This is a genomic window from Acidiphilium sp. 20-67-58 (assembly GCF_002255515.1).
Lineage (GTDB): Bacteria > Pseudomonadota > Alphaproteobacteria > Acetobacterales > Acetobacteraceae > Acidiphilium.
Genome location: NZ_NCAS01000002.1, coordinates 130341 through 149558 on the forward strand (window position 1 = coordinate 130341; position 19218 = coordinate 149558).

Here is a 19218-nt window from a genome sequence, read left to right on the forward strand (position 1 = left end):
CTTGGACGCCGTCGCGATAATGCAAATTGTATGAGTTTACAAGATATTTACGTCGTTAAATCTTAATAGACAAATTTGCCCGGTTTTATCTTTAATAATCTAATTTTTGACGGTAAAACGTCAACATGTTACGAGCGGTTAAATTTTTTTCCATCCTTCTCGTTCGGGCGGGATCAGACGGTTTTTCAGGATTTTGGGGGCAAGGCGTGACGGCGCAGATTTCCAGATTACACCTTCCAGCATTATGGCATTGGACCAGACATAAAGCCGGCGCCCGCGGCAAGCTGATGTCAGGAACGAACCGGCCGGGCCTGCTGCCCACGGCCATTGCTCTGCTGCTGGGCGTGGGTGGACTTGCCGGCTGTGCCGCAAAGCCGCCGGTATCTCATACCGTGCCGGCCAGCGCCGTCGCCGCCACGATGCCGTCGCCGGTGGTTTCGGTGAAGCGGCAGAGCCTCCCGCCGGACGCGAAACTATCGCTGACTCCGTACCGGTTGGGGCCCAATGACGTCATCGCCGTTTCCGTCTATCTGCACCCCGAGTTGTCCACACCCCAATATGGCGTGACATCGGGTCCCGCTGGTGCCTTCATCACCAGCGATGGCACGGTGGGGCTGCCATTGATCGGTACCGTCAAGCTGGCCGGACTGACAGTCAGCCAGGCCCAGGCCAAGCTTCAGGCGGCATATTCAAACTACGTCAATAACGCGAATGTCTCGGTGCAATTGGTGACGCCGCATAGTCTGCGGTATTACCTGCTCGGCGATTTCTCGAGCCCCGGGATCAAATATCCGGGGCGTGAGCTGACACTTCTGGAGGCTCTATCCCTGGGCGGCAGCCTGAATGTCGCCAATGCCGATCTCTATCAGGCCTATGTCGCGCTCGGGGCACGAAAGGAACCGGTGGATCTTCGCGCACTGCTGCTCGACGGCAATCTGTCGCAGAACATCGTGCTGCCGCCGGGTGCGACGATCGTCATTCCGCCTGCATCTGAAGAAAAGGCGTTCGTGTTCGGCGCCGTGGGCAAGCCGGGCGCCATCGGCTTCCAGGGTGGCTCGCTGTCTCTGCTGCAAGCCATGAGCGAAGCCGGCATGACCCTGTCGAATTACACCGATGCCGAGCTCTCGCAGATCCGGATCATCCGCTCGCATGGCGCATCCGCCGATTTCATCGTCGTGAATGCCCGAAAGATCATGGATGGGCGGGCAATGCCCTTTGCGCTGGAACCCGGCGATATCGTTTTCGTGCCGCCAACCGGCATCGCGACATGGAACGATGTTCTGAACAAGTTGCTCCCCTCGCTGAATACGATCTCCGGCGTGCTCAATCCGTTTGTCTCCATCAAATACCTCTCGAAGTGACCATGAAGCAGAAAATGGCGACACAACTCCCCGCGATCGGCTTCCATGCGCAGCATGAACCGCATGATATCGTCGATTTCGGGCTGTTTCTGCGCACGCTACGCCAGCAAGCACGGACGATCCTGCTGTTCACCGGCATCGCGGCGGCAGCCGCTCTGCTGCATGTTCTGCTGGCAGTGCCGCAATTCACGGCATCCGGCGCGCTCTATCTTGGCGAAACCCAGCAGGGTTCGGGTAGTGGTGGCGGCTCCAGCAATGCGGTCAACCTGTCTGCCTATGCCCAGCAGAGCGACGTGGAAACGCAGATAGAGCTGTTGACCACCGGCACCCTGATCCAGCGTGCCGTGCTGGAAACCGGGCTGAATGCGACGATCCATCCTGCCGGTGCTCCGGCTCTCAGATACTGGCGCTGGAAATGGCTCGACCATGGTTCGACCAAGGCGTTTCTCCCGGCAGCGGATGCGCTGCGGGTTGTGGATGCAACGCTTGTCGGGAAGTTTCGTCTCGTCACTGGTGCTGGAAATACCTATAAACTCTACAAGGCTGGAGGAATTTTCGGTCGCGAGAAGCCAGTTCTCAGCGGCACCATTGGCACTGTGGCGCACACCGCAGCTGGCGCCTTGCTGGTGCGCTTCGCCCGCCCCGGAAAGTCCGGTGGCTCCGCCGCAACCTTGCCGGGCGCCGCGGTGCCGAGCGCTGCTTTGGCAAAGATCAGTCCAGGCCGGATTTTCGACCTGAGCGTCGTGGCGCCTGATGCGCTGGCCAATGGTCTGGCCGGAGGCCAGCTGCGCGTGACGGCCGGAGGATCGCCAACGCGGCCGACCAAGCTTGCGAGGATCTCACTGCGCTGGTCCGATCCATTTCTGGCCCAGATCTTCGTGAACCATCTGATGCACGACTACATCGCGACCCAGCTCCAATGGAAGGCGGAGGCTGCTTCGGTGACTGAAACCTTCGTCACCGGCCAGCTCGCGAATGTCGCCCGCAGACTGGCGCGCGCTGACCAGGAATTGTCAGCCTACCAGGCCAAGACCGGCATCATCGATCCGCAGCAGGCCGCCCAGGCCGCGGTCGAGCAGATGAGCCAGCTGGAGCAGCGCCGTGGCCAGCAATTGCTTCAACTTCAGGCCCTGCGCCAGCTGCACGGCGCGATGATGGGTCGCCGGTCGCGCGTGAACCCTTATCTCACCAGCGAAACCAATGATCCCGTTCTCACCTCGCTGACCACCTCGCTTTCCGAAGCCGAGGTGAAGCTGAGCCAGTTGCGCGCCGAGTTCACCGACCGTGCCCAGAACGTGCAGATCCAGCAGGCGCAGGTCAATCAGCTCCGCGCCTCGATCCGCGAGCTTATCGACAATGACCTGGCCTCCGCATCCCAAAGTCTGGCAAGCATCGAAAGGCTGATCGCAAGCGACAGGACCAAGCTGAAGAACCAGCCGGCTGAGTCGCTCAAGGTCCGGGCATTGACCAGGAAGTCGAAGCAACTGGCTCAGCTTTACGAGGTGCTGACCCAGAAGGCCGAACAGGCGCAGATATCGAAGGCTGCGACCATCATCGATACGCGCGTCGTCACCTCATCGCGCCTGCCTTTGCGGGCAACCTCACCGCGTGCGGCGATTACCGTGGTCGCTGGTGCGATGGTGGGTTTCTTTGCGGGCCTGGCGCTGGTGTTCGGCCGGCGGGCCTTCTCTGGCCGATATGAGAGCGAAGAGCAGATTCGTCGCGCGGTGCGATTGCCAGTCTACGGCGCCGTGCCCCAGCAGGTGCAACGGCTCATCGGTGCGAATGCATTCGGGCCTGACAATTTCAATCCGTTCTCCGAGGCGTTTCAGCTCATAAAGCGCAATATCTACCGAAACACGAACGGATCACATGCTTCCGCGATCCTCCTGATTTCCGCGAGCAAGCAAGACGGCAAGACGACGATCGCGGCCAATCTGTGCCGGACCTTGGCCGAGGATGGCAAGCGCGTGGTTCTGCTCGATTGCGACTTCTATCTGAGCCGGCTTAACCTGCTGGTCGATTTCGAAGGGTTGCCCGGGCTGACCGACTGGCTGCAGACAGGTTCACGGCCGAAACTGCAGCGCTGGCCGGATGGGAAATTCTGGGTTCTGCCCTCCGGCGGTGCCGCGCCCGAGCGCGGAGCCCGCCTTGACGAGGCTGCCTTGCGCGGGATCATCGAAACTCTCGGCGAGGAGTTCGACTACATCATCCTCGACAGTCCTCCCTTGCCGATCGTCTCCGATGGCTTGGTACTGGGCAGCGTGTCCGACCTGATCCTGTCGGTCGTGGGCGTATCCAATACAATGCGCCGGGCGTTCGATCTGCATAACGAACTGATCGAGACCCTGGACAAGCCGCACGGGCTTATCATCAACGGTGCAGATGCCATGACCTATGGCGGTGAGGATGCCTATTTCCTCGGCGCGGCAAGGCGCGGGCCGAAATTCACCGGCTGGTTTCGGATTTGAGGCGGAGCCTGGGAGGAGGGAGCGCCAGGTTATGGGAAATTACATCCACCGTATCGTCGATGCCACGCTCGCCAGCGAATTCGTGCCGGTATCGATACGAATGCCGCTCATGCGCAGGCTTGGCTACAATGTCGACCGGACTGCCTGCATCTGGGCACGGGCCAGTTTCCGTTCCCGGACGGTAAAGATCGGCCCTCAGGTCTTTATCAATGTCGGATTTTTCTACGACGGCTTTTTGCCGCTGGAAATCGGCGCCAATGTTCGGATCGGCCAGTTTGTCCGGATCATTACCGGTTCGCATCAGATCGGCCCGCCAACCCAACGCTGTCTCGTTGACGCGGTCGGCGGGCCGGTGGTGATCGGCCGCGGCTGCTGGATCGGCAGCGGTGTCACGATCCTGCCAGGCGTGACGATCGGCGACGGGTGCGTCATTGCCGCCGGGTCGCTGGTTACGAAATCGACCGAGCCGAATGGCTTGTATGCCGGGATTCCAGCGCGTCTTGTGCGGGCGCTCGCCGATGATGCCTCCACTGGCGCCGCAGACGATCCTCTTCTCGTATGCTAGGTCACAAGACAGCGTTGAGCGGTTCGCTCATGGTGTTCGGACGGCTGGTCAGCCGGGTGATCGACCTGTTCACCATGTTGATCCTCGCCCGCCTGCTCTCGCCGGCCGATTTCGGCCTGGTCGCGATTGCGATGACCTTGGTGACCATCCTGGAAGCCGCGCTAGAAATGCCGCTGAGCCAGGCGCTGGTCCAACTGCCGGAAATCAGTCCACATCACCTGCATACCGCATTCACCCTCAGCCTGCTCCGCGGTGCGACGCTGTGTCTCCTGGTCAGCGGTATCGCGATCCCGTTCGCGCACTGGTATGGCCACCCCGAGCTGATACCGCTGATCCAGGCCCTCAGCCTCGCCCCGGCAGCCCGCGGCATGCAGACGCCGCGGCTTGCCGAATATGCCAAGGCGCTGAATTTCGTCTACGAGTTCTGGTTCGAACTGGCGGGGAAAGTTACCGCCTTCGCAACTGCCGCGATCCTTGCCTTCACAACGCATTCATTCTGGTCGATCGGGCTTTGCACCATCGCCGGGCCGGTGGTGAATACCCTGCTCGGCTACGTCGTCCTCCCCTATAGGCCACGACTCTCGCTGCGCGATTGGCGCCTGTTCAGCGGGTTTCTGGGCTGGGTCAGCGTTTCGCAAATCCTGATGTCGTTCAACATCCAGTCAGAGCAGCTTCTTCTCGGCAAGCTCATGCCGGCATCTCGTCTCGGCCTGTTCAGCACGGCGAATAATCTCAGCAATATCCCGTTGGCCGCTCTGTTTTCGCCGATCCTCCGACCATTGCTGTCGGCTTTCACCGTTGTTCGCGATGATCTGGCGCGGTTGCGCGAGAGTTATCAGCTTGCGGCAAGTGCGGTGATTGCGATCGGTCTGCCGCTTCTGATTGGCCAGGCCGCGGTCGCGGGGCCACTGGTTCAGGTGCTGCTGGGGCCGAAATGGGTCAGTGCCATCTCGATGACGCGTTGGCTCTCCATCAGCCTGATCCCCTACATGTTTGGCATCCTGCTCTCGCCGCTTGGCATGTCGCTCGGCCGCACCCGTGAAATCGCATCCCGGAATACCGTTCAGGTGCTAGTCAAACTGCCCCTTCTGGTTGGGGGGGCGCTCTATTGGGGATTTGCCGGTGTGATCGCCGCCCGTCTGATATCTGAAACTGTCACGGCCATCTTTTGCATGGCCAGCATTCGCCAACTTTGCGGCATTTCCATCCGGGACCAACTCCGGGTCAGCCAGCGCAGCATTGTCGCCAGCCTGGTGATGCTGGCTGCGGTCGTGGGTCTGGACTCCCTTCTGCATTTGCCGGGAGGAATGATGGGGCAACTCACCCGTCTTGCGTTGCTGGTCATGAGCGGAATGGCGGTTTATGCGGGCAGCCTCATGGCCATCTGGCATCTCCTGGGACGCCCAAGCGGTATCGAACAGTCAGCCCTGCGCTTTGTCAGCGATATTGTCGGCCGGCGCCGCCGGACCGTGCCGAATCGCCAGCCGGTGTGACTGATGGCGAGGCATTCCGACATCTGCTCAACCGCCGGTTGGCCAGCGCATCCCGGATCACCGCTGAATGCCAGCGTACGTGATGATCGTTGTGGTAGAGTGTGGTCATGACGGCTGATTGCTGCATTTCATACACGACCGACCCGGGATACCTTTTCCCGAGTTTCGTGAGTGCCTTGCAGGCACGGCGGAATGCGCCAGCAGACCTTGCGGATGTTGCCATTTTCAGCGTGAAGGGTATCGCCGAGTGCGACCGGGTCTTTCGTCGCGCCTGCGAGGCCGAGGGCATTCTCTTCTTTTCCGTTCCGGAAACCGCCATCGAGCGTGTCGGAGCAATGCTTGCCCGGCTGTTTCTGGATCGTATCGCACCGCCGCAATACGGACATCTGCTCTATATCGATGGCGATACACAGATCACGGGATCGTTGGAACCGCTTCTGCGTACCGAGGTTCCTGTCGGGCAATTTTGCGCCGCCAACGATCCGATGACGTTTTCTCTCGATGGGGGCAGAGGACACGACCGGAGCCTGGTGAGTTATTTCGCCTCGATCGGATTGGAGAACAACCGCCAGCGCAACTATTTCAACAGCGGGGTATTACGGATCAACCGCGATGGGTGGGACCGGATCGGCTGGGAATCCTGGAAACTGTTTCAGAACCTGAAAGGCAAGACACGATATCCGGATCAGGATGCCCTCAATCTTGTGGCAATGGATCGACGCATACCGATGTCCCTGAGCTGGAATTTCCCGATTTTTCTGCGCAACGCGAGACTTGAGCAGGCGATCGATCCCCGCGTTGTCCATTATATGGGCAGCCCGAAGCCCTGGCATGGCGCTTTTCTTCCGTGGGGGGGGCCAGAATACCTCCCCTATGTCGAGGCCGTTTCGCGATATCCCGATCTGGAGCAGTTTCTTACGCGAATGCCGTTCTACAGGCGTTGCCGCTATATCCTGCAACAGCATTACAAGCGAATTCACGAGGCCTCGGCATGGGGAAGAGGGGCCCGCCATCGTGAGATCCTCAATTATGAAAGCCGTGTCGGTCGCGATGCTGTGCTGGCGGGCTGATCCCGCGCAATCGCGAGGTCAAAGCATCATCCGATCCGATGGAGTCACCTGATCGGATGATGCTCTTGCCTATCAACATGACAGGTCGCGGCATCCAATCCGAAAGGATCGGAACGTGTTCTAACCTGGCTTTCCCATGATGGCAGCCTGTGCCAGACCCGGGATCATTCCCACTCGATCGTGCCGGGCGGTTTGCTGGTGATATCGTAGGTTACACGGTTGATGCCGCGGACCTCGTTTACGATCCGACCTGCAACGCGGGTGAGGAAGCTCATGTCAAATGGATAGACATCCGCCGTCATGCCATCGGTGCTGGTGACGGCGCGCAAGGCGCAGGCGAAGTCGTAGGTGCGACCGTCGCCCATCACGCCGACGCTGCGTACCGGCAGCAGGGCCACGAAAGCCTGCCAGATCGCGTCATACAGCCCAGCGTTGCGAATCTCCTCAAGGTAGATCGCGTCGGCCTTCTGCAGGATGCGGACCTTCTCGCGGTCGACCGGGCCGGGAATGCGGATCGCAAGGCCAGGGCCGGGGAAGGGATGGCGGCCGACGATGGTCTCGGGCAGGCCGAGTTCACGGCCGAGGTCGCGGACTTCATCCTTGAACAATTCGCGCAGCGGTTCGACCAGCTTCATCCGCATCCGGTCCGGCAGGCCGCCGACATTGTGATGCGACTTGATGACGGCGCTGGGCCCGCCGCGCGCGGAGACGCTTTCGATCACGTCCGGATACAGCGTGCCCTGGGCGAGGAAATCGGCGCCGCCGAGCTTCTGCGCCTCTTCCTCGAACACCTCGATGAACAGGCGGCCGATCGTCTTGCGCTTCACCTCCGGATCGGTGACGCCTTCAAGGGCGGCGAAGAACAGGTCCGACGCGTCGCGATGCACGAGGCGGATGTTGAAGCGGTCGCGGAAGACGCGCACGACCTCGTCGGCCTCGCCGGCGCGGAGCAGGCCGTGATCAACGAAAATGCACACAAGCTGGTCGCCGATCGCCTCGTGGATCAGCGCGGCCGCGACCGAGGAATCGACGCCGCCTGACAGGCCGCAGATCACCCGCCCGGTTCCGACCTGCACGCGAATCGCATCGCGCGCCGTCTCGCGGAAATTCGCCATCGTCCAGCCGCCCGCAAGGCCGCAGACCTTGTGTGCAAAATTCGCGAGCAGGCGGGCGCCGTCTGGCGTGTGGACGACTTCGGGGTGGAACTGCACGCCATAAATTCGGCGCGTATCGTCGGCGATGGCAGCGAAGGGCGCGCCTTCGCTCACCGCAACGGCCCGGAAGCCCGGGGGCAGCGCCGTCACCCTGTCGCCATGGCTCATCCAGACCTGAGCGCGCTGGCCCTTGGTCCAGACGCCCTCGAACAGAGCGCAGTCCTCGGTGACGTCGATGAAGGCCCGGCCGAATTCCCGGTGGTCTGAGCCTTCCACCGCGCCGCCCAGCGCATCGCAGATCGCCTGCTCGCCGTAGCAGATGCCGAGCACCGGCACGCCGGCGCCGAACACGCCGGCCGGAGGTTTCGGTGCCACCGCCTCGATCACGCTCGCCGGCCCGCCGGAGAGGATGATGCCCTTCGGCGCGAAGGCCGCCATACGCGACGGGTCGGCGTCGAAGGGCCAGATTTCGCAATAGACGCCGGTTTCGCGCAGGCGGCGCGCGATCAGCTGCGTTACCTGGCTGCCGAAATCGAGAATGAGGATGCGGTCTGCGGAGGGTGCGTCGGACATCTCGCCTCAACAGCACGCAACGCGGCCGGGTTCAATCCCTCCGGGCCGCGCCGCGTTCACGGCAGCCGCTCGTCAGACGACGTGTTCGGCGAAGAAGGCGAGGCTGCGATGCTCGGCGATCTCGTTGGCGCGGGGGTTGAAGCTCGGGCGATCGTGGCAGCCAAAGCCGTGCTCGGCGCCTGGATAGACGAAAATCCCGATCTCGGGCTGCGCCTTGCGGATCGCTTCCACATCGGTCAGCGGAATGCCCTTGTCCTCGGCGCCGAAATGCAGCTGCACCGGGCAGCCGGGCCTCTCAGTCCGCGTGGCTGCGATGCCGCCGCCATACCAGCCGATCGCCGCCTTGAAGCTCTTGCTCCGTGTGGCGCCCCACCAGGCGATGGTGCCGCCCCAGCAATAGCCGATGATCCCGGTGGGCCGCGGCGACAGGGCGGCGGCCGAGGCCTCGATGTCGCGCATCACGGCCTCCTCCGTGATTTCTGCACGCAGGGCGAGCCCCTTGTCGCGCCCCACGGCGTCGTAGCCGAGTTCGACGCCGCGCTCGACCCGGTCGAACAGCGCCGGTGTGATCACCCGGTAGCCGAACGAGGCCAGGTGGTCCGAGATCTGCCGCATATGCGAATTCACGCCGAAGATTTCCTGCACGATCACGATGCCTCGCGGCGCGGCGGTGTCGCCGGCAGCATAGGCCTTGAATTTGTGCCCACAGGAGGCGGTCAGGTTGATCATTTCACCCATTGTCATGCTCCGTCCGTGTTGGCGAATTGCGCAAAATCCTGCGCGAGACGCTCATAGATTGGCCGTTTGAACGGCACCGCCAGCGCGGGAATGGCCCCAAGTTCGATCCAGCGCCATTCGTCGAATTCGGGATGCTGATGGGTATCGAGGCGGATCATCTCGTCGCTGCCGACAAAACGCAGCGCGAACCACCATTGTTTCTGGCCACGATGCCGAGCGCCAAATTTCGCCACCACTTCGGGCGGGAAGTCATAGGTGAGCCAGTCCCCGATCTCGCCGATCACCTCGACCGCATTGGTGCCGATTTCCTCGTCCAGCTCCCGCAGCACCGCGGTCGCCGGATCCTCGTCGTCGTCAATGCCGCCCTGGGGCAGCTGCCACTGATAGGCGGCATCGCGGCCAAGGTCGGCCCGGCGGGCAACCAGCACCAGACCGGCGCGGTTGAACACCGCGGCGCCGACATTGTGCCGGTAGGGCAGGGTGGTCGTCTCCGTCATTTCGCGTTCCGTGGCGCGATCAGTGCGCTTACCGGCACGAGAACCAGCCCCTGCGCCTTCAGGCCGGCGCACCATTTCGCCAGCACATCGATGTCACCTTCCGTGGGCGATGAAATGACGCCAAGAGCGCTGCCCTGAACCACGGCGACGCCCGCCAGCTGGTTCAGGGACTGCAACTGGTCGACCCCGCTCGTCTCGGGATCAATGACCACGTCCGCCCGACGGCCAGGTATGCCGGGCGGGAGCTTCACCCCCCTCGACGCAGTCACCATGAACAGGCCGGCGGGTTGCAGATGCTTGCCGAGCCACTGGCTGTTCATTGCTTGCGAGAGAAATGTCTCGTCGGTCGCCATTCCGATTTCGTCGGTAACGCCGGCGTAGCCCGCCACACGGGAAAGCGCCCAGTCAAGCCGCTTCTGATTGACCGAATCCAGCTCACTGCCGTGCAGTGCCTCATCGCCTTCGGTCACCGTGGGCTCCCGGCTGGTCTCCATCGGCAGCCCCAGCAGGGTCTCGTGCCCGGCCTTGCGGGCAGCAATTGCGACCTGTTGCAGATGAGGGCCATAGGGCGTGAGCGCCAGTGAAACCGAGGGCGGTAGCGATGTTACGGCATCGAGGCTGGGCGTGAGCGCCTCGCCGATGCCGCCGACAAGAATGGCCACGCGATGGAGGCCATCAGCAATGTGTGCCGGGGCGGCGTAATACGTCATCGGACTGGTCTTGCCGGATTGCTGCGGGATCATCCATGCCGGATTGGCTGGGGATCCCACCAGCAATTTCGGGTCCGGCGGCGGAATGGCGCCATGATAGAGGTGACGCAGAAGCGTTGTCCGAGGCGGCTTTGCCGGCAGCGGCGATCCCAGCACGGCCAGGGTCGCGCCGCCGATAACGGTCGCGAGGCCAACGCCCGCCCAGAAACGCCCGACCGAGCGCGCGATGCGGATCGCGCGCATGAGTTAGTGCGTCGCGCCGCTCTTCGGCGCCGCCATGGCGCGGACGAGCTTGAGAGCCATCTGCAACTGGTAGTCGGTTCCCGGCTTCTTTGGCTCAAGCTTCGGCCAGCCAACGGGTGGCCGCGCTGCGATCGTCTTCGCAGCGGCCGGCAGCACCAGCTTCGGCGGCAGGATCGGCGCCTTCATACCGGAGGGGTTGCGGAAGGCGTGCGGCATGTTCGATTCGCGGATCTTCGGGAAATGATCCTTCGGGTTGTTGGTTTCATGCACGACCAGATCGGGCTCGACACCGTAATCCTGGAGCGACTTGCCGGAGGGTGTGTAATAGAGCGCGGTGGTCATTCGCAGCGCGCCGTGGCCGGGAATGGTGAAGATGGTCTGCACCGAGCCCTTGCCGAAGGTGCGGGTGCCCATCACCACCGCGCGGCGGTTCTGTTGCAGTGCCGCGCTGACGATTTCGGCGGCCGAGGCGGTGCCCGAATTCACCAGGATGACAATCGGCTTGCCGTCAGTGATGTCGCCTTCATGCGCGTACCAGACCTGGTCGTCGGACTGGTGCCGGCCATGAGTGGAGACGATCTCGCCGGTATTGAGGAAATCATCGGCCACCGCGATGCCCTGGTCGAGCAGGCCGCCCGGATTGTTGCGCAGGTCGAGGATGTAGGCGCCCACCTTGCCGTGGCTTTCGGCCTTCAGCTTCGCCACCCCGCGGCGGATATCTCGATTCGCGTTCTCGGAGAAGCTCGCGAGGCGCATGTATCCAACATTGCCATAGAGTGCGGTCTTGACCGCATGGACATGGATGATCGCCCTGGTGAGGGTGACATGGATGGGCTTGTCGACGCCGGCGCGCTTGATCGTGAGTTTGATCTTGCTGCCGGCCGGGCCACGCATCTGGTTGACCGCCTTGTCCAGCGTCATGCCGATCATCGGCTTGCCGTCGATCGCGACAATCAGGTCACCGGGCTTGATCCCGGCCTTGGCCGCCGGCGTACCGTCGATCGGGCTGATGACCTTGATGAAGCCGCCCGCCTCGGAAACCTCGATCCCGAGGCCGCCAAACTGGCCGGACGTCTCCGCGGTCATGTCCTTGTATTGCTGGGCGTTCATGTAGGCGCTGTGCGGATCGAGCCCGGTCAGCATGCCGTTCATCGCGTCGTAGACCAGTTTTTTCGAGGATTCAGGCACGACATAGTCGGCCTTGATGCGCTGGAAAATGTTTTCGAACAGGCCGAGCTGACGATAGGTTTCGTCGTTCTGCGGTGTGCCGGCGACAGCGCCGTGGATTACAGGTTCCACCATTCCAACACCGACCCCCACCGCGAAGGTCGTCATGATCAACAGGGAAATCCTCAGCTTCATCTACGCCATCCTCATCAGATACGCCACCATTAATGCGGCTGGCCCGGAAGTCCAGAGCCCGACGTTGCGGGAGATGGGCGGGTCAGCGGTTCGCTGTCCCGGCACCGAGGCGCGCCGCCGGATCGACCGCCTTTCCGTCGTGCCGCAACTCGACATAAAGGCGCGGCTGATTTCCGGGATTGTGCGTGTCGAATGCCGGCATGCGCCCGACCGGCTGGCCGGGCTGAACATGCTGGCCCACCGATACATCGAACCTCTGGAACCCCGCCATCACGAAATCGTAGCCACCGCCGCAGTCGATGATCATCAGCTTGCCGTAGCTGGCAAAGGGGCGGGCGAACACCACCCCGCCACCGCAAGGCGCGCTGACCACGGCGCCGGGCGAAGCGGCAAACGTATCGCCGGTCGCAGGGCCGGTCGCCGTGGTGCTGGCAAACGCCCGGATCAGCCGGCCAGCGACAGGCGCGCCGGCAAGGATTTTCGGCGCTGCGGGAGGAGATATCCGCGCAGCAGCTTCCCGCGCCGCTGCCGCGCGCGCTGCCGCTGCGCGGGCCCGCTCAAGGCGATTGATCACCCCGACGAGGTCATGCGCCTGGCTTGCGGCGCTGGCGGCCTGCCGGGCTTCGGCGTAGCGGCGGCGTTCGGCGAGGCTTTCGGCTGCCGCGGTGGCGGCGATGGCCGCCTGCAACGCCGCATCTCCGGCTTTCTGTTGAGCAACGGCCGCAATCATCCTGGCTTTTTGCACGCGAAGTTGCAGGGACAATACCGCGTAGCGCTGCTGTGCCGCGAGCAATTCCCGCGCCCTGGCAGCGATCTGGCGGGTGATGCCCTGCATCGCCAGGGCGCCCTCGGCAGCCTTGCCGGGCGCCGAGCCGGCGGCAATGAGGGTTGCCGCCGGTCGCCGCGCGAGCCTGATGATGATTGGCAGCAACGGCGCGATGGCTGCGGAGGATGCTTCGATATCCGCCCGTGCCGCCTCGGTTTTGGTGCCGAGGTCAGCCAACTGGCTCACGATCTGGGCGGTTTTGTCTTCCGCTGCCCGCAAGGCAGCATTCGCGGCGATCTCGCGGGCCAGCAGCGTCTGCCGCCGTGACGCCGCCGCGGCCTCCGCCCTTGCCGCCGCCGCCGCCGCCGCGCGATGGCGTTGCGCCGCCGCGTTCGCCTGATCGAGCCGGTTGCGTGCCGTGCCGAGCTGGTCGGCCCGCGCCGCGCCTGCGGCGAGTGCTGCAACCAGCAGCGCGGCGGTCGGGATGAGGCGGCGGGCGGCCTGTGGCATCAGGCGCCGATCAGGCTCCGGCCGGTCATTGCTTCCGGTTGGGGAATCCCGAGCAGGCAGAGAAGTGTGGGGGCGAGGTCGGCGAGCCGGCCGTCACGCAGTTTCGCTTCCCCAGGCCCGCCGGTCAGCAGCACCGGCACGCGGTTGAGCGTGTGGGCGGTGTGCGGGCCGCCGGTCTCCGGATCCCGCATCAGCTCGCAATTCCCGTGATCGGCGGTGACGATCATCGCTCCGCCCTGGGCGCGGATCGCCGCATCGATCCGGCCGAGCCCGGCATCGACCGTCTCTACCGCCTTGATCGCGGCGGGGAGCGAGCCGGTATGGCCGACCATGTCGGGGTTGGCGAAGTTGAGGACGATGAGGTCGAAGCTGCCCGATTCGATCGCGGCGACGACCTTGTCGGTCAGTTCCGGCGCGGACATTTCCGGCTGCAGGTCATAAGTCGCGACCTTGGGCGAGGCGACGAGGACGCGTTCCTCGCCCGCGAACGGCGTCTCCCGTCCGCCGTTCAGGAAATAGGTGACGTGGGGGTATTTCTCGGTTTCCGCCGCGCGCAGCTGACGCTTGCCGGCACGCGCGACCACCTCGCCGAGCAGGTCGTCCATCCGCTGCGGCGGGAACAGCGTGTGCATGAAATGCGCGAGTTCGTCGGAATAGGTGACCATGCCGAGCGCGGCGGCGAACCGGATGTGCCGGTCATGTGCAAAGCCGTCGAAGCCTGGATCGAGCAGGGCGGCCAGGATCTCGCGCACACGATCGGCACGGAAATTGGCGCAGAGCAGGCCATCGCCGTCGCGCATGCCCTTGTAACCGCCGATTACCACCGGCTTGACGAACTCGTCCGTCACCCCGTCCGCGTGGCTTGCCTTCACCGCGGCGACGGGGTCGTCGGCATGGCTGCCCTTGCCCTCGGTGAACAGGTCGAAGGCAAGGCGAACCCGTTCCCAGCGATTGTCCCGGTCCATCGCGTAATAGCGGCCGATCACGGTCGCGATTTCCGCCCCTTTCGGCAGCGCGTCGTGCAGCCAGGCGAGGCTGTCCGGCGCGCTTTCCGGCGCCGTGTCCCGCCCGTCGGTGATGGCGTGGACAAAGACGGGAATGCCGGCCCGCGCGACCGCGCCGGCAAGGGCCGCGACATGGCGCTGATGCGCGTGCACCCCGCCGTGCGAGACAAGGCCGAGCAGGTGGCAGGCGCCGCCCGATTCCCGCAGCGCGTCGACGAAGCGGCGCAGATCGGCGTTCTCGGCCAGCGAGCCGTCCTCGATCGCGCTGTCGATCCGCGGCAGTTCCTGCATGACCACGCGTCCGGCGCCGATATTGGTGTGGCCCACTTCGGAATTGCCGATCTGCCCCTCGGGAAGGCCGACATCGCGGCCGCAGGCGCTGAGGAAGGCGTGCGGCGACTCCCGCCAGAGGCGATCGAAATGCGGCGTTTTCGCTTGGGCCACGGCGTTGTCGGCGCGATCCTCGCGCCAGCCGAACCCGTCGAGTATCGTCAGCATCACCGGCCTGGTCATCGCACTCTCCATCATCTGCCGCCCGCAGATGGACCGAGGCGCTTGTGTGGGTCAAGCGCGGTTCCGATCCGGCGCCGGCACCTCTATATAGGCCGTATGCTGATCGATTCTCATTGCCATCTCGACTACTTCACCGAGGCCGAACGCCAGGCCGTCATCGCCCGCGCCCACGCGGCCGGGGTTGAGCGCATGGTGACCATCGGCACCTCGATGCACCAGTCGGAAACCGCGATCGCCATCGCCGAGAGCGATCCCAGCGTGTTCGCCTGCATCGGCGTGCATCCGCACAATGCCGGTGGCGAGGCGGGCGTGCCCAGCCCTGAGGCGATCGCCGAGATGACGCTGCATCCGCGCGTGATCGGCATCGGCGAATCCGGGCTCGACTATTTCTATGACAAGGCACCGCGCGATGTTCAGGCGGAGAATTTCCGTGTCCATATCCGCGCGGCGCAAATGACCGGCCTGCCGCTGGCCATCCATGCCCGCGATGCGGATGACGACGTTGCCAGCATGCTGGAGGACGAACACGCAAAGGCGCCCTTCGCGTTCCTGCTGCACTGTTTTTCCTCGGGCCAGAGGCTGGCCGAGCGGGCGCTGGCGATTGGCGGGTTCCTCTCCTTCTCCGGAATCCTGACCTTCCCGAAATCAGCCGAACTGCGCGAGATCGCCCGGCATATTCCGCCAGAACGGCTGCTGGTGGAAACCGATTCGCCCTATCTCGCCCCGGCGCCGTTCCGCGGCAAGCGCAACGAGCCGGCGCACACAATCCACACCGCCAAGGTGCTGGCCGAGGTGAAGGGCATGGGGATGGCCGAGCTGGCCGATCTCACCACGGCCAATTTTCAGCGCCTGTTCGCCAAGGCTTCATGAAGTTCAAACTCACACTGCTCGGCACCGGCGGATCGGCCGGGCTGCCGCAGATCGGCGGCCCGGACGGGGCCGGTGACTGGGGGCAATGCGACCCGGCGGAGCCGCGCAATCGCCGCACCCGCGCCAGCGTGGTTTTCACCGCCGCCGACGGGCAGCGGATCCTCGTCGATACCGCGCCGGAAATCCGCCTGCAGCTCACCGATCACCGGATCGACCGGATCGATGCGGTCATCTTCACCCATTCGCACGCGGATCATATTGCCGGTCTCGACGATATCCGCATCCTCAACCGCCTGCGCGGCACACCGATCGATACCTATGCCGACGAGCGCACATGGGTGGAACTGCGCCAGCGCTTCGACTACGCGTTTCGCCCGTGGGAGCCGCCTCGCTTCTTCCGCCCGGTGCTGCACACCCACACGGTCCATCCCGGTGAAACGCGGACCATCGCCGGGCTGCCCGTGCGTTTCATCCGGCAGGATCACGGCTTCATCCCCTCGCTCGGCCTGCGTGTCGGCAATGTTGCCTACTGCCCGGACGTGGTCCGTTTCACGCCCGATCAGTTCGCTCTGCTCGAAGGTGTGGACACCTGGGTCGTCGACTGTTTTACCAGACAGGGACCACACCCGACCCATGCCTATCTCGACCAGGTGATCGACTGGGCGAAGGCGCTGCGCCCCCGCCGCACCATCCTGACCCATATGGGACTCGACATGGATTATCGCACGTTGTGCGATACGCTGCCGCCCGGCATCGAACCCGCCTTTGACGGCATGATCATCGAGGGAGACGCGCCATGACGCATGAAGAGAAGCTCGACCGGCTGGCCGAGGTCGCCGTTCGCATCGGCGTCAATGTGCAGCCTGGCCAGGAACTCATCATCAACGCGCCGATCGAGGCGCGTGACCTCGTCGACCGGATCGCGACCCATGCCTATCGCGCCGGCGCGGCGCTGGTGATCCCCTTCTTCGCCGATGACCTGATCCAGCGCGCCCGCTTCCACGAGGCGAGCGAGGACAGTTTCGATTTCGCGCCTTCCTGGCTCTACGAGGGGGTGGCGAAGTCGATCGGCGAGGGGGCGGCGATGCTCACGGTTGTCGGTACCGACCCGATGCTGCTCGCGGATTGCGACCCGGCGCGGATCGGCCGCGCCCAGCGCGCGATGGCGCAGGCGATGAGGCCGGTTCGCGGCTTGATCAGCAGTTTCGCCACCAATTGGTCGATCCTGTCCTTCGCCACGCCGGGTTGGGCGAAATCGGTCTTCCCTGACGAAGCGAACCCGGTCGCGCTTTTGTGGGACGCGATTTTCGAGGTCAGCCGCATCAATGAGGCCGATCCGGTCACCGCCTGGCACGCCCATGTCGCGTCCCTCCGGGCACGGTGCGACGCACTGAACGCCCGCCGCTTTGCCGCGCTGCGCTTCAGCGGACCGGGCACCGACCTGGAGGTCGGCCTCGCCGACGGACATCTCTGGGCGGGCGGATCCGCGACATCGAAGGATGGCACAGCCTGCATGCCCAATATGCCGACCGAGGAAGTCTTCACCATGCCGCATCGTGAACGGGTGAATGGCAAAGTCCGGGCGAGCAAGCCGCTCGTTCATGGCGGTGCGCTGATCGAGGAAATCGAGGTGCGCTTCGAGGCGGGGCGGATCGTCGAGGCGAGGGCGAAACGAGGCGAGGACGTGTTCCGCGCCCTGATCGCGACCGACGAGGGGGCGAGCCGCCTCGGCGAGGTGGCGCTGGTGCCGGATGCATCGCCGGTATCGCGCTCGGGACTGATTTTCCGCAACACGCTGTTCGACGAGAACGCGGCGAGCCACATCGCGCTCGGCCAGGCGCTGGCGCTCAACATGGAGGGCGGGTGCGATGCCGCCCGCGGCGCCAATGAAAGCCTCATCCATGTCGACTGGATGATCGGCTCGGCGCTGATGAACGTCGATGGCGTGAATGCCGATGGTTCAGTGACGCCGGTGATGCGCGCCGGCGCGTTCGTGATCTGAGCGCCGGGGGCGCGATGAGGGCACATTCCCATCCATCAGTATCGGATATTGTGCTCTATCATGTTGATAATTAGAGCATCTTTATCCGATCAGGTGACCCCGTCTGATCGGATGACGCTCTAGAGCCGGCGGACGGTGTAGGCGGCTTCCAGCGCCTCGGTGATCGACCGGCCGTGAGCAGCGTCGCGCGCCTCGAACATCACTTCGAGATGCGCGGCCTGCACGGTCGGTGATGCAAACTGGCGCTGGTGGACGACCTCGATGATGTTGCCGCCCTGATCGCCGATGCGGCTGGCGATGTCGGCCAGCACGCCGGGGCGGTCGGGGATTTCCATCAGCACCTTCACGATCCGTCCGTCGCGCATCAGGTTGCGCAGCAGCGTGTTGGCGAGAACGCGGGTGTCGATATTGCCGCCGCAGATCGGCAGGGCGATGCGGCGGCCGGCGAAGCGCTGCGGGAAGGTCAGCACCGCGGCGAGAGCCGCGGCACCTGCACCTTCGGCGACGATCTTGCCATTCTCGGCCAGCATCGCAATCGCCTGCTCCACCGCCGCTTCCGGCACAACCAGCACCTCGACCTTGTGTTCCTTCAGCAGCGCGAGCGGCAGCTGACCGATATCGCGCACCGCGATGCCCTCGGCGATCGTGGCGCCGCCGACCTTGACCTCCTGGCCCGCCAAGGCTTGGGCGAAGCCGGCATAGCTTTCAACCTCGACGCCGAGGATTTCGACGCCGGGCCGCAGCGCCCGGGCTGCCACCGCACAGCCGGAAATGAAGCCGCCGCCGCCGGTCGGGATGATCAGCGCGTCCAGGTCCGGCAGCTCCTGGAGGACTTCAAGGGCAAGGGTGCCCTGGCCGGCGATCACGTCGGCGTCGTCATAGGGGTGGACGAAGACCAGCCCCTCGCGAGCGGCGAGTTCATGGGCATGGGCGGCCGCTTCGGCGAGGGTTTCGCCATGCAGCACCACCTGCGCCCCCCAGGCCCTGGTGCGGGTGACCTTCGTGGTCGGGGTGAAGCGCGGCATCACGATGGTGGCACGGATGCCGGCGAGCTGGGCGTGGCGCGCAACCGCCTGGGCATGATTGCCAGCCGACATCGCGATCACGCCGGATTTGCGCTCGGCCTCCGTCAGCAGCGCGATGCGGTTCGCAGCCCCCCGTTCCTTGAACGCGCCGGTGGCCTGCAGGTTTTCGAGCTTGAGATGGACATCCGCACCGGTCGCGCGCGAGAGCGAGTCCGCGCGGACCAGCGGGGTGCGCAATACCGCGCCGGCGATCCGATCGGCCGCCGCCTCGATATCGGCAAGCGTAACCAA

16 protein-coding genes are annotated in these 19218 nt (G+C 64.2%); 8 read left to right on the top strand and 8 right to left on the bottom strand.

The features are described from left to right. The first annotated feature begins 125 nt into the window (after positions 1-125). The 5 genes from B7Z76_RS01590 to B7Z76_RS01610 all read left to right on the top strand — a co-directional run bounded on the left by B7Z76_RS01590 (position 126) and on the right by B7Z76_RS01610 (position 6960). On the top strand, positions 126-1361 hold the full coding sequence (locus tag B7Z76_RS01590; RefSeq protein ID WP_291341790.1) for a polysaccharide biosynthesis/export family protein: 1236 nt from the start codon (positions 126-128) through the stop codon (positions 1359-1361). A 14-nt stretch (positions 1362-1375) separates the two neighbouring features. After that, on the top strand, positions 1376-3832 hold the full coding sequence (locus B7Z76_RS01595) for a polysaccharide biosynthesis tyrosine autokinase (protein WP_291341791.1): 2457 nt from the start codon (positions 1376-1378) through the stop codon (positions 3830-3832). A gap of 31 nt (positions 3833-3863) precedes the next feature. Then, complete coding sequence (locus B7Z76_RS01600) at positions 3864-4397, top strand: DapH/DapD/GlmU-related protein (RefSeq protein ID WP_174502368.1); 534 nt, start codon at positions 3864-3866, stop codon at positions 4395-4397. Between the two features lie 14 nt (positions 4398-4411). Beyond that, positions 4412-5890 (top strand): lipopolysaccharide biosynthesis protein, encoded by a 1479-nt coding sequence (locus B7Z76_RS01605; RefSeq protein ID WP_174502367.1) that lies wholly within the window; start codon positions 4412-4414, stop codon positions 5888-5890. Positions 5891-5997: 107 nt separating this feature from the next. Next, on the top strand, positions 5998-6960 hold the full coding sequence (locus B7Z76_RS01610; RefSeq protein WP_174502366.1) for a glycosyltransferase: 963 nt from the start codon (positions 5998-6000) through the stop codon (positions 6958-6960). A gap of 164 nt (positions 6961-7124) precedes the next feature. On the opposite strand, the gene guaA is transcribed toward B7Z76_RS01610, so the two are convergent. The 7 genes from guaA to gpmI form a co-directional block, all read right to left on the bottom strand. Beyond that, positions 7125-8687 carry a glutamine-hydrolyzing GMP synthase gene (gene guaA, locus B7Z76_RS01615; protein ID WP_174502307.1) on the bottom strand — a complete coding sequence of 521 codons (1563 nt, stop codon included), beginning with the start codon at positions 8685-8687 and terminating at the stop codon, positions 7125-7127. 72 nt (positions 8688-8759) lie between these two features. Continuing rightward, entirely contained in the window at positions 8760-9425 is a 666-nt protein-coding gene (locus B7Z76_RS01620; RefSeq protein WP_174502306.1) for a dienelactone hydrolase family protein, read from the bottom strand. Positions 9426-9427: 2 nt separating this feature from the next. Beyond that, the gene (locus tag B7Z76_RS01625) at positions 9428-9922 is read right to left on the bottom strand and encodes an RNA pyrophosphohydrolase (protein WP_291341793.1); all 495 of its coding nucleotides are present in this window, start codon (positions 9920-9922) and stop codon (positions 9428-9430) included. Continuing rightward, positions 9919-10875, bottom strand: a complete 957-nt coding sequence (locus B7Z76_RS01630) for a divergent polysaccharide deacetylase family protein (RefSeq protein ID WP_174502304.1) — start codon at positions 10873-10875, stop codon at positions 9919-9921. The genes B7Z76_RS01625 and B7Z76_RS01630 overlap by 4 nt, the downstream gene beginning before the upstream one ends. A gap of 3 nt (positions 10876-10878) precedes the next feature. Continuing rightward, a complete protein-coding gene (locus B7Z76_RS01635; RefSeq protein ID WP_291341794.1) occupies positions 10879-12210 on the bottom strand; it encodes a S41 family peptidase in 1332 nt (443 codons plus the stop codon). 109 nt (positions 12211-12319) lie between these two features. Continuing rightward, a complete protein-coding gene (locus B7Z76_RS01640; RefSeq protein ID WP_291341795.1) occupies positions 12320-13513 on the bottom strand; it encodes a murein hydrolase activator EnvC in 1194 nt (397 codons plus the stop codon). Further along, the gene (gpmI, locus tag B7Z76_RS01645; RefSeq protein WP_174502301.1) at positions 13513-15030 is read right to left on the bottom strand and encodes a 2,3-bisphosphoglycerate-independent phosphoglycerate mutase; all 1518 of its coding nucleotides are present in this window, start codon (positions 15028-15030) and stop codon (positions 13513-13515) included. The genes B7Z76_RS01640 and gpmI overlap by 1 nt, the downstream gene beginning before the upstream one ends. Positions 15031-15126: 96 nt before the next feature. Between gpmI and B7Z76_RS01650 the strand changes: the two genes are divergently transcribed. The 3 genes from B7Z76_RS01650 to B7Z76_RS01660 are packed head-to-tail and all read left to right on the top strand — an operon-like array spanning position 15127 to position 17902. Beyond that, complete coding sequence (locus tag B7Z76_RS01650; RefSeq protein ID WP_291341796.1) at positions 15127-15900, top strand: TatD family hydrolase; 774 nt, start codon at positions 15127-15129, stop codon at positions 15898-15900. Next, on the top strand, positions 15897-16700 hold the full coding sequence (locus B7Z76_RS01655; protein WP_174502299.1) for an MBL fold metallo-hydrolase: 804 nt from the start codon (positions 15897-15899) through the stop codon (positions 16698-16700). The genes B7Z76_RS01650 and B7Z76_RS01655 overlap by 4 nt, the downstream gene beginning before the upstream one ends. Continuing rightward, on the top strand, positions 16697-17902 hold the full coding sequence (locus tag B7Z76_RS01660) for an aminopeptidase (protein WP_291341797.1): 1206 nt from the start codon (positions 16697-16699) through the stop codon (positions 17900-17902). Before B7Z76_RS01655 ends, B7Z76_RS01660 begins: the two co-directional genes overlap by 4 nt. A gap of 119 nt (positions 17903-18021) precedes the next feature. Here the strand turns inward: B7Z76_RS01660 and B7Z76_RS01665 are convergent, their stop codons facing one another. Then, positions 18022-19218, bottom strand: coding sequence for a threonine ammonia-lyase (locus tag B7Z76_RS01665; RefSeq protein WP_291341798.1), 1197 nt, complete (start codon positions 19216-19218; stop codon positions 18022-18024).

Excerpts from the sequence above, each read along its gene's own strand:
- B7Z76_RS01590 (WP_291341790.1), top strand. The coding sequence starts at position 126 with ATGTTACGAGCGGTTAAATTTTTTTCCATCCTTCTCGTTCGGGCGGGA.
- B7Z76_RS01595 (WP_291341791.1), top strand. The coding sequence starts at position 1,376 with ATGGCGACACAACTCCCCGCGATCGGCTTCCATGCGCAGCATGAACCG.
- B7Z76_RS01600 (WP_174502368.1), top strand. The coding sequence starts at position 3,864 with ATGGGAAATTACATCCACCGTATCGTCGATGCCACGCTCGCCAGCGAA.
- B7Z76_RS01610 (WP_174502366.1), top strand. The coding sequence starts at position 5,998 with ATGACGGCTGATTGCTGCATTTCATACACGACCGACCCGGGATACCTT.
- guaA (WP_174502307.1), bottom strand. The coding sequence starts at position 8,687 with ATGTCCGACGCACCCTCCGCAGACCGCATCCTCATTCTCGATTTCGGC.
- B7Z76_RS01620 (WP_174502306.1), bottom strand. The coding sequence starts at position 9,425 with ATGGGTGAAATGATCAACCTGACCGCCTCCTGTGGGCACAAATTCAAG.
- B7Z76_RS01625 (WP_291341793.1), bottom strand. The coding sequence starts at position 9,922 with ATGACGGAGACGACCACCCTGCCCTACCGGCACAATGTCGGCGCCGCG.
- B7Z76_RS01630 (WP_174502304.1), bottom strand. The coding sequence starts at position 10,875 with ATGCGCGCGATCCGCATCGCGCGCTCGGTCGGGCGTTTCTGGGCGGGC.
- B7Z76_RS01635 (WP_291341794.1), bottom strand. The coding sequence starts at position 12,210 with ATGACGACCTTCGCGGTGGGGGTCGGTGTTGGAATGGTGGAACCTGTA.
- B7Z76_RS01640 (WP_291341795.1), bottom strand. The coding sequence starts at position 13,513 with ATGCCACAGGCCGCCCGCCGCCTCATCCCGACCGCCGCGCTGCTGGTT.
- gpmI (WP_174502301.1), bottom strand. The coding sequence starts at position 15,030 with ATGACCAGGCCGGTGATGCTGACGATACTCGACGGGTTCGGCTGGCGC.
- B7Z76_RS01650 (WP_291341796.1), top strand. The coding sequence starts at position 15,127 with ATGCTGATCGATTCTCATTGCCATCTCGACTACTTCACCGAGGCCGAA.
- B7Z76_RS01655 (WP_174502299.1), top strand. The coding sequence starts at position 15,897 with ATGAAGTTCAAACTCACACTGCTCGGCACCGGCGGATCGGCCGGGCTG.
- B7Z76_RS01660 (WP_291341797.1), top strand. The coding sequence starts at position 16,697 with ATGACGCATGAAGAGAAGCTCGACCGGCTGGCCGAGGTCGCCGTTCGC.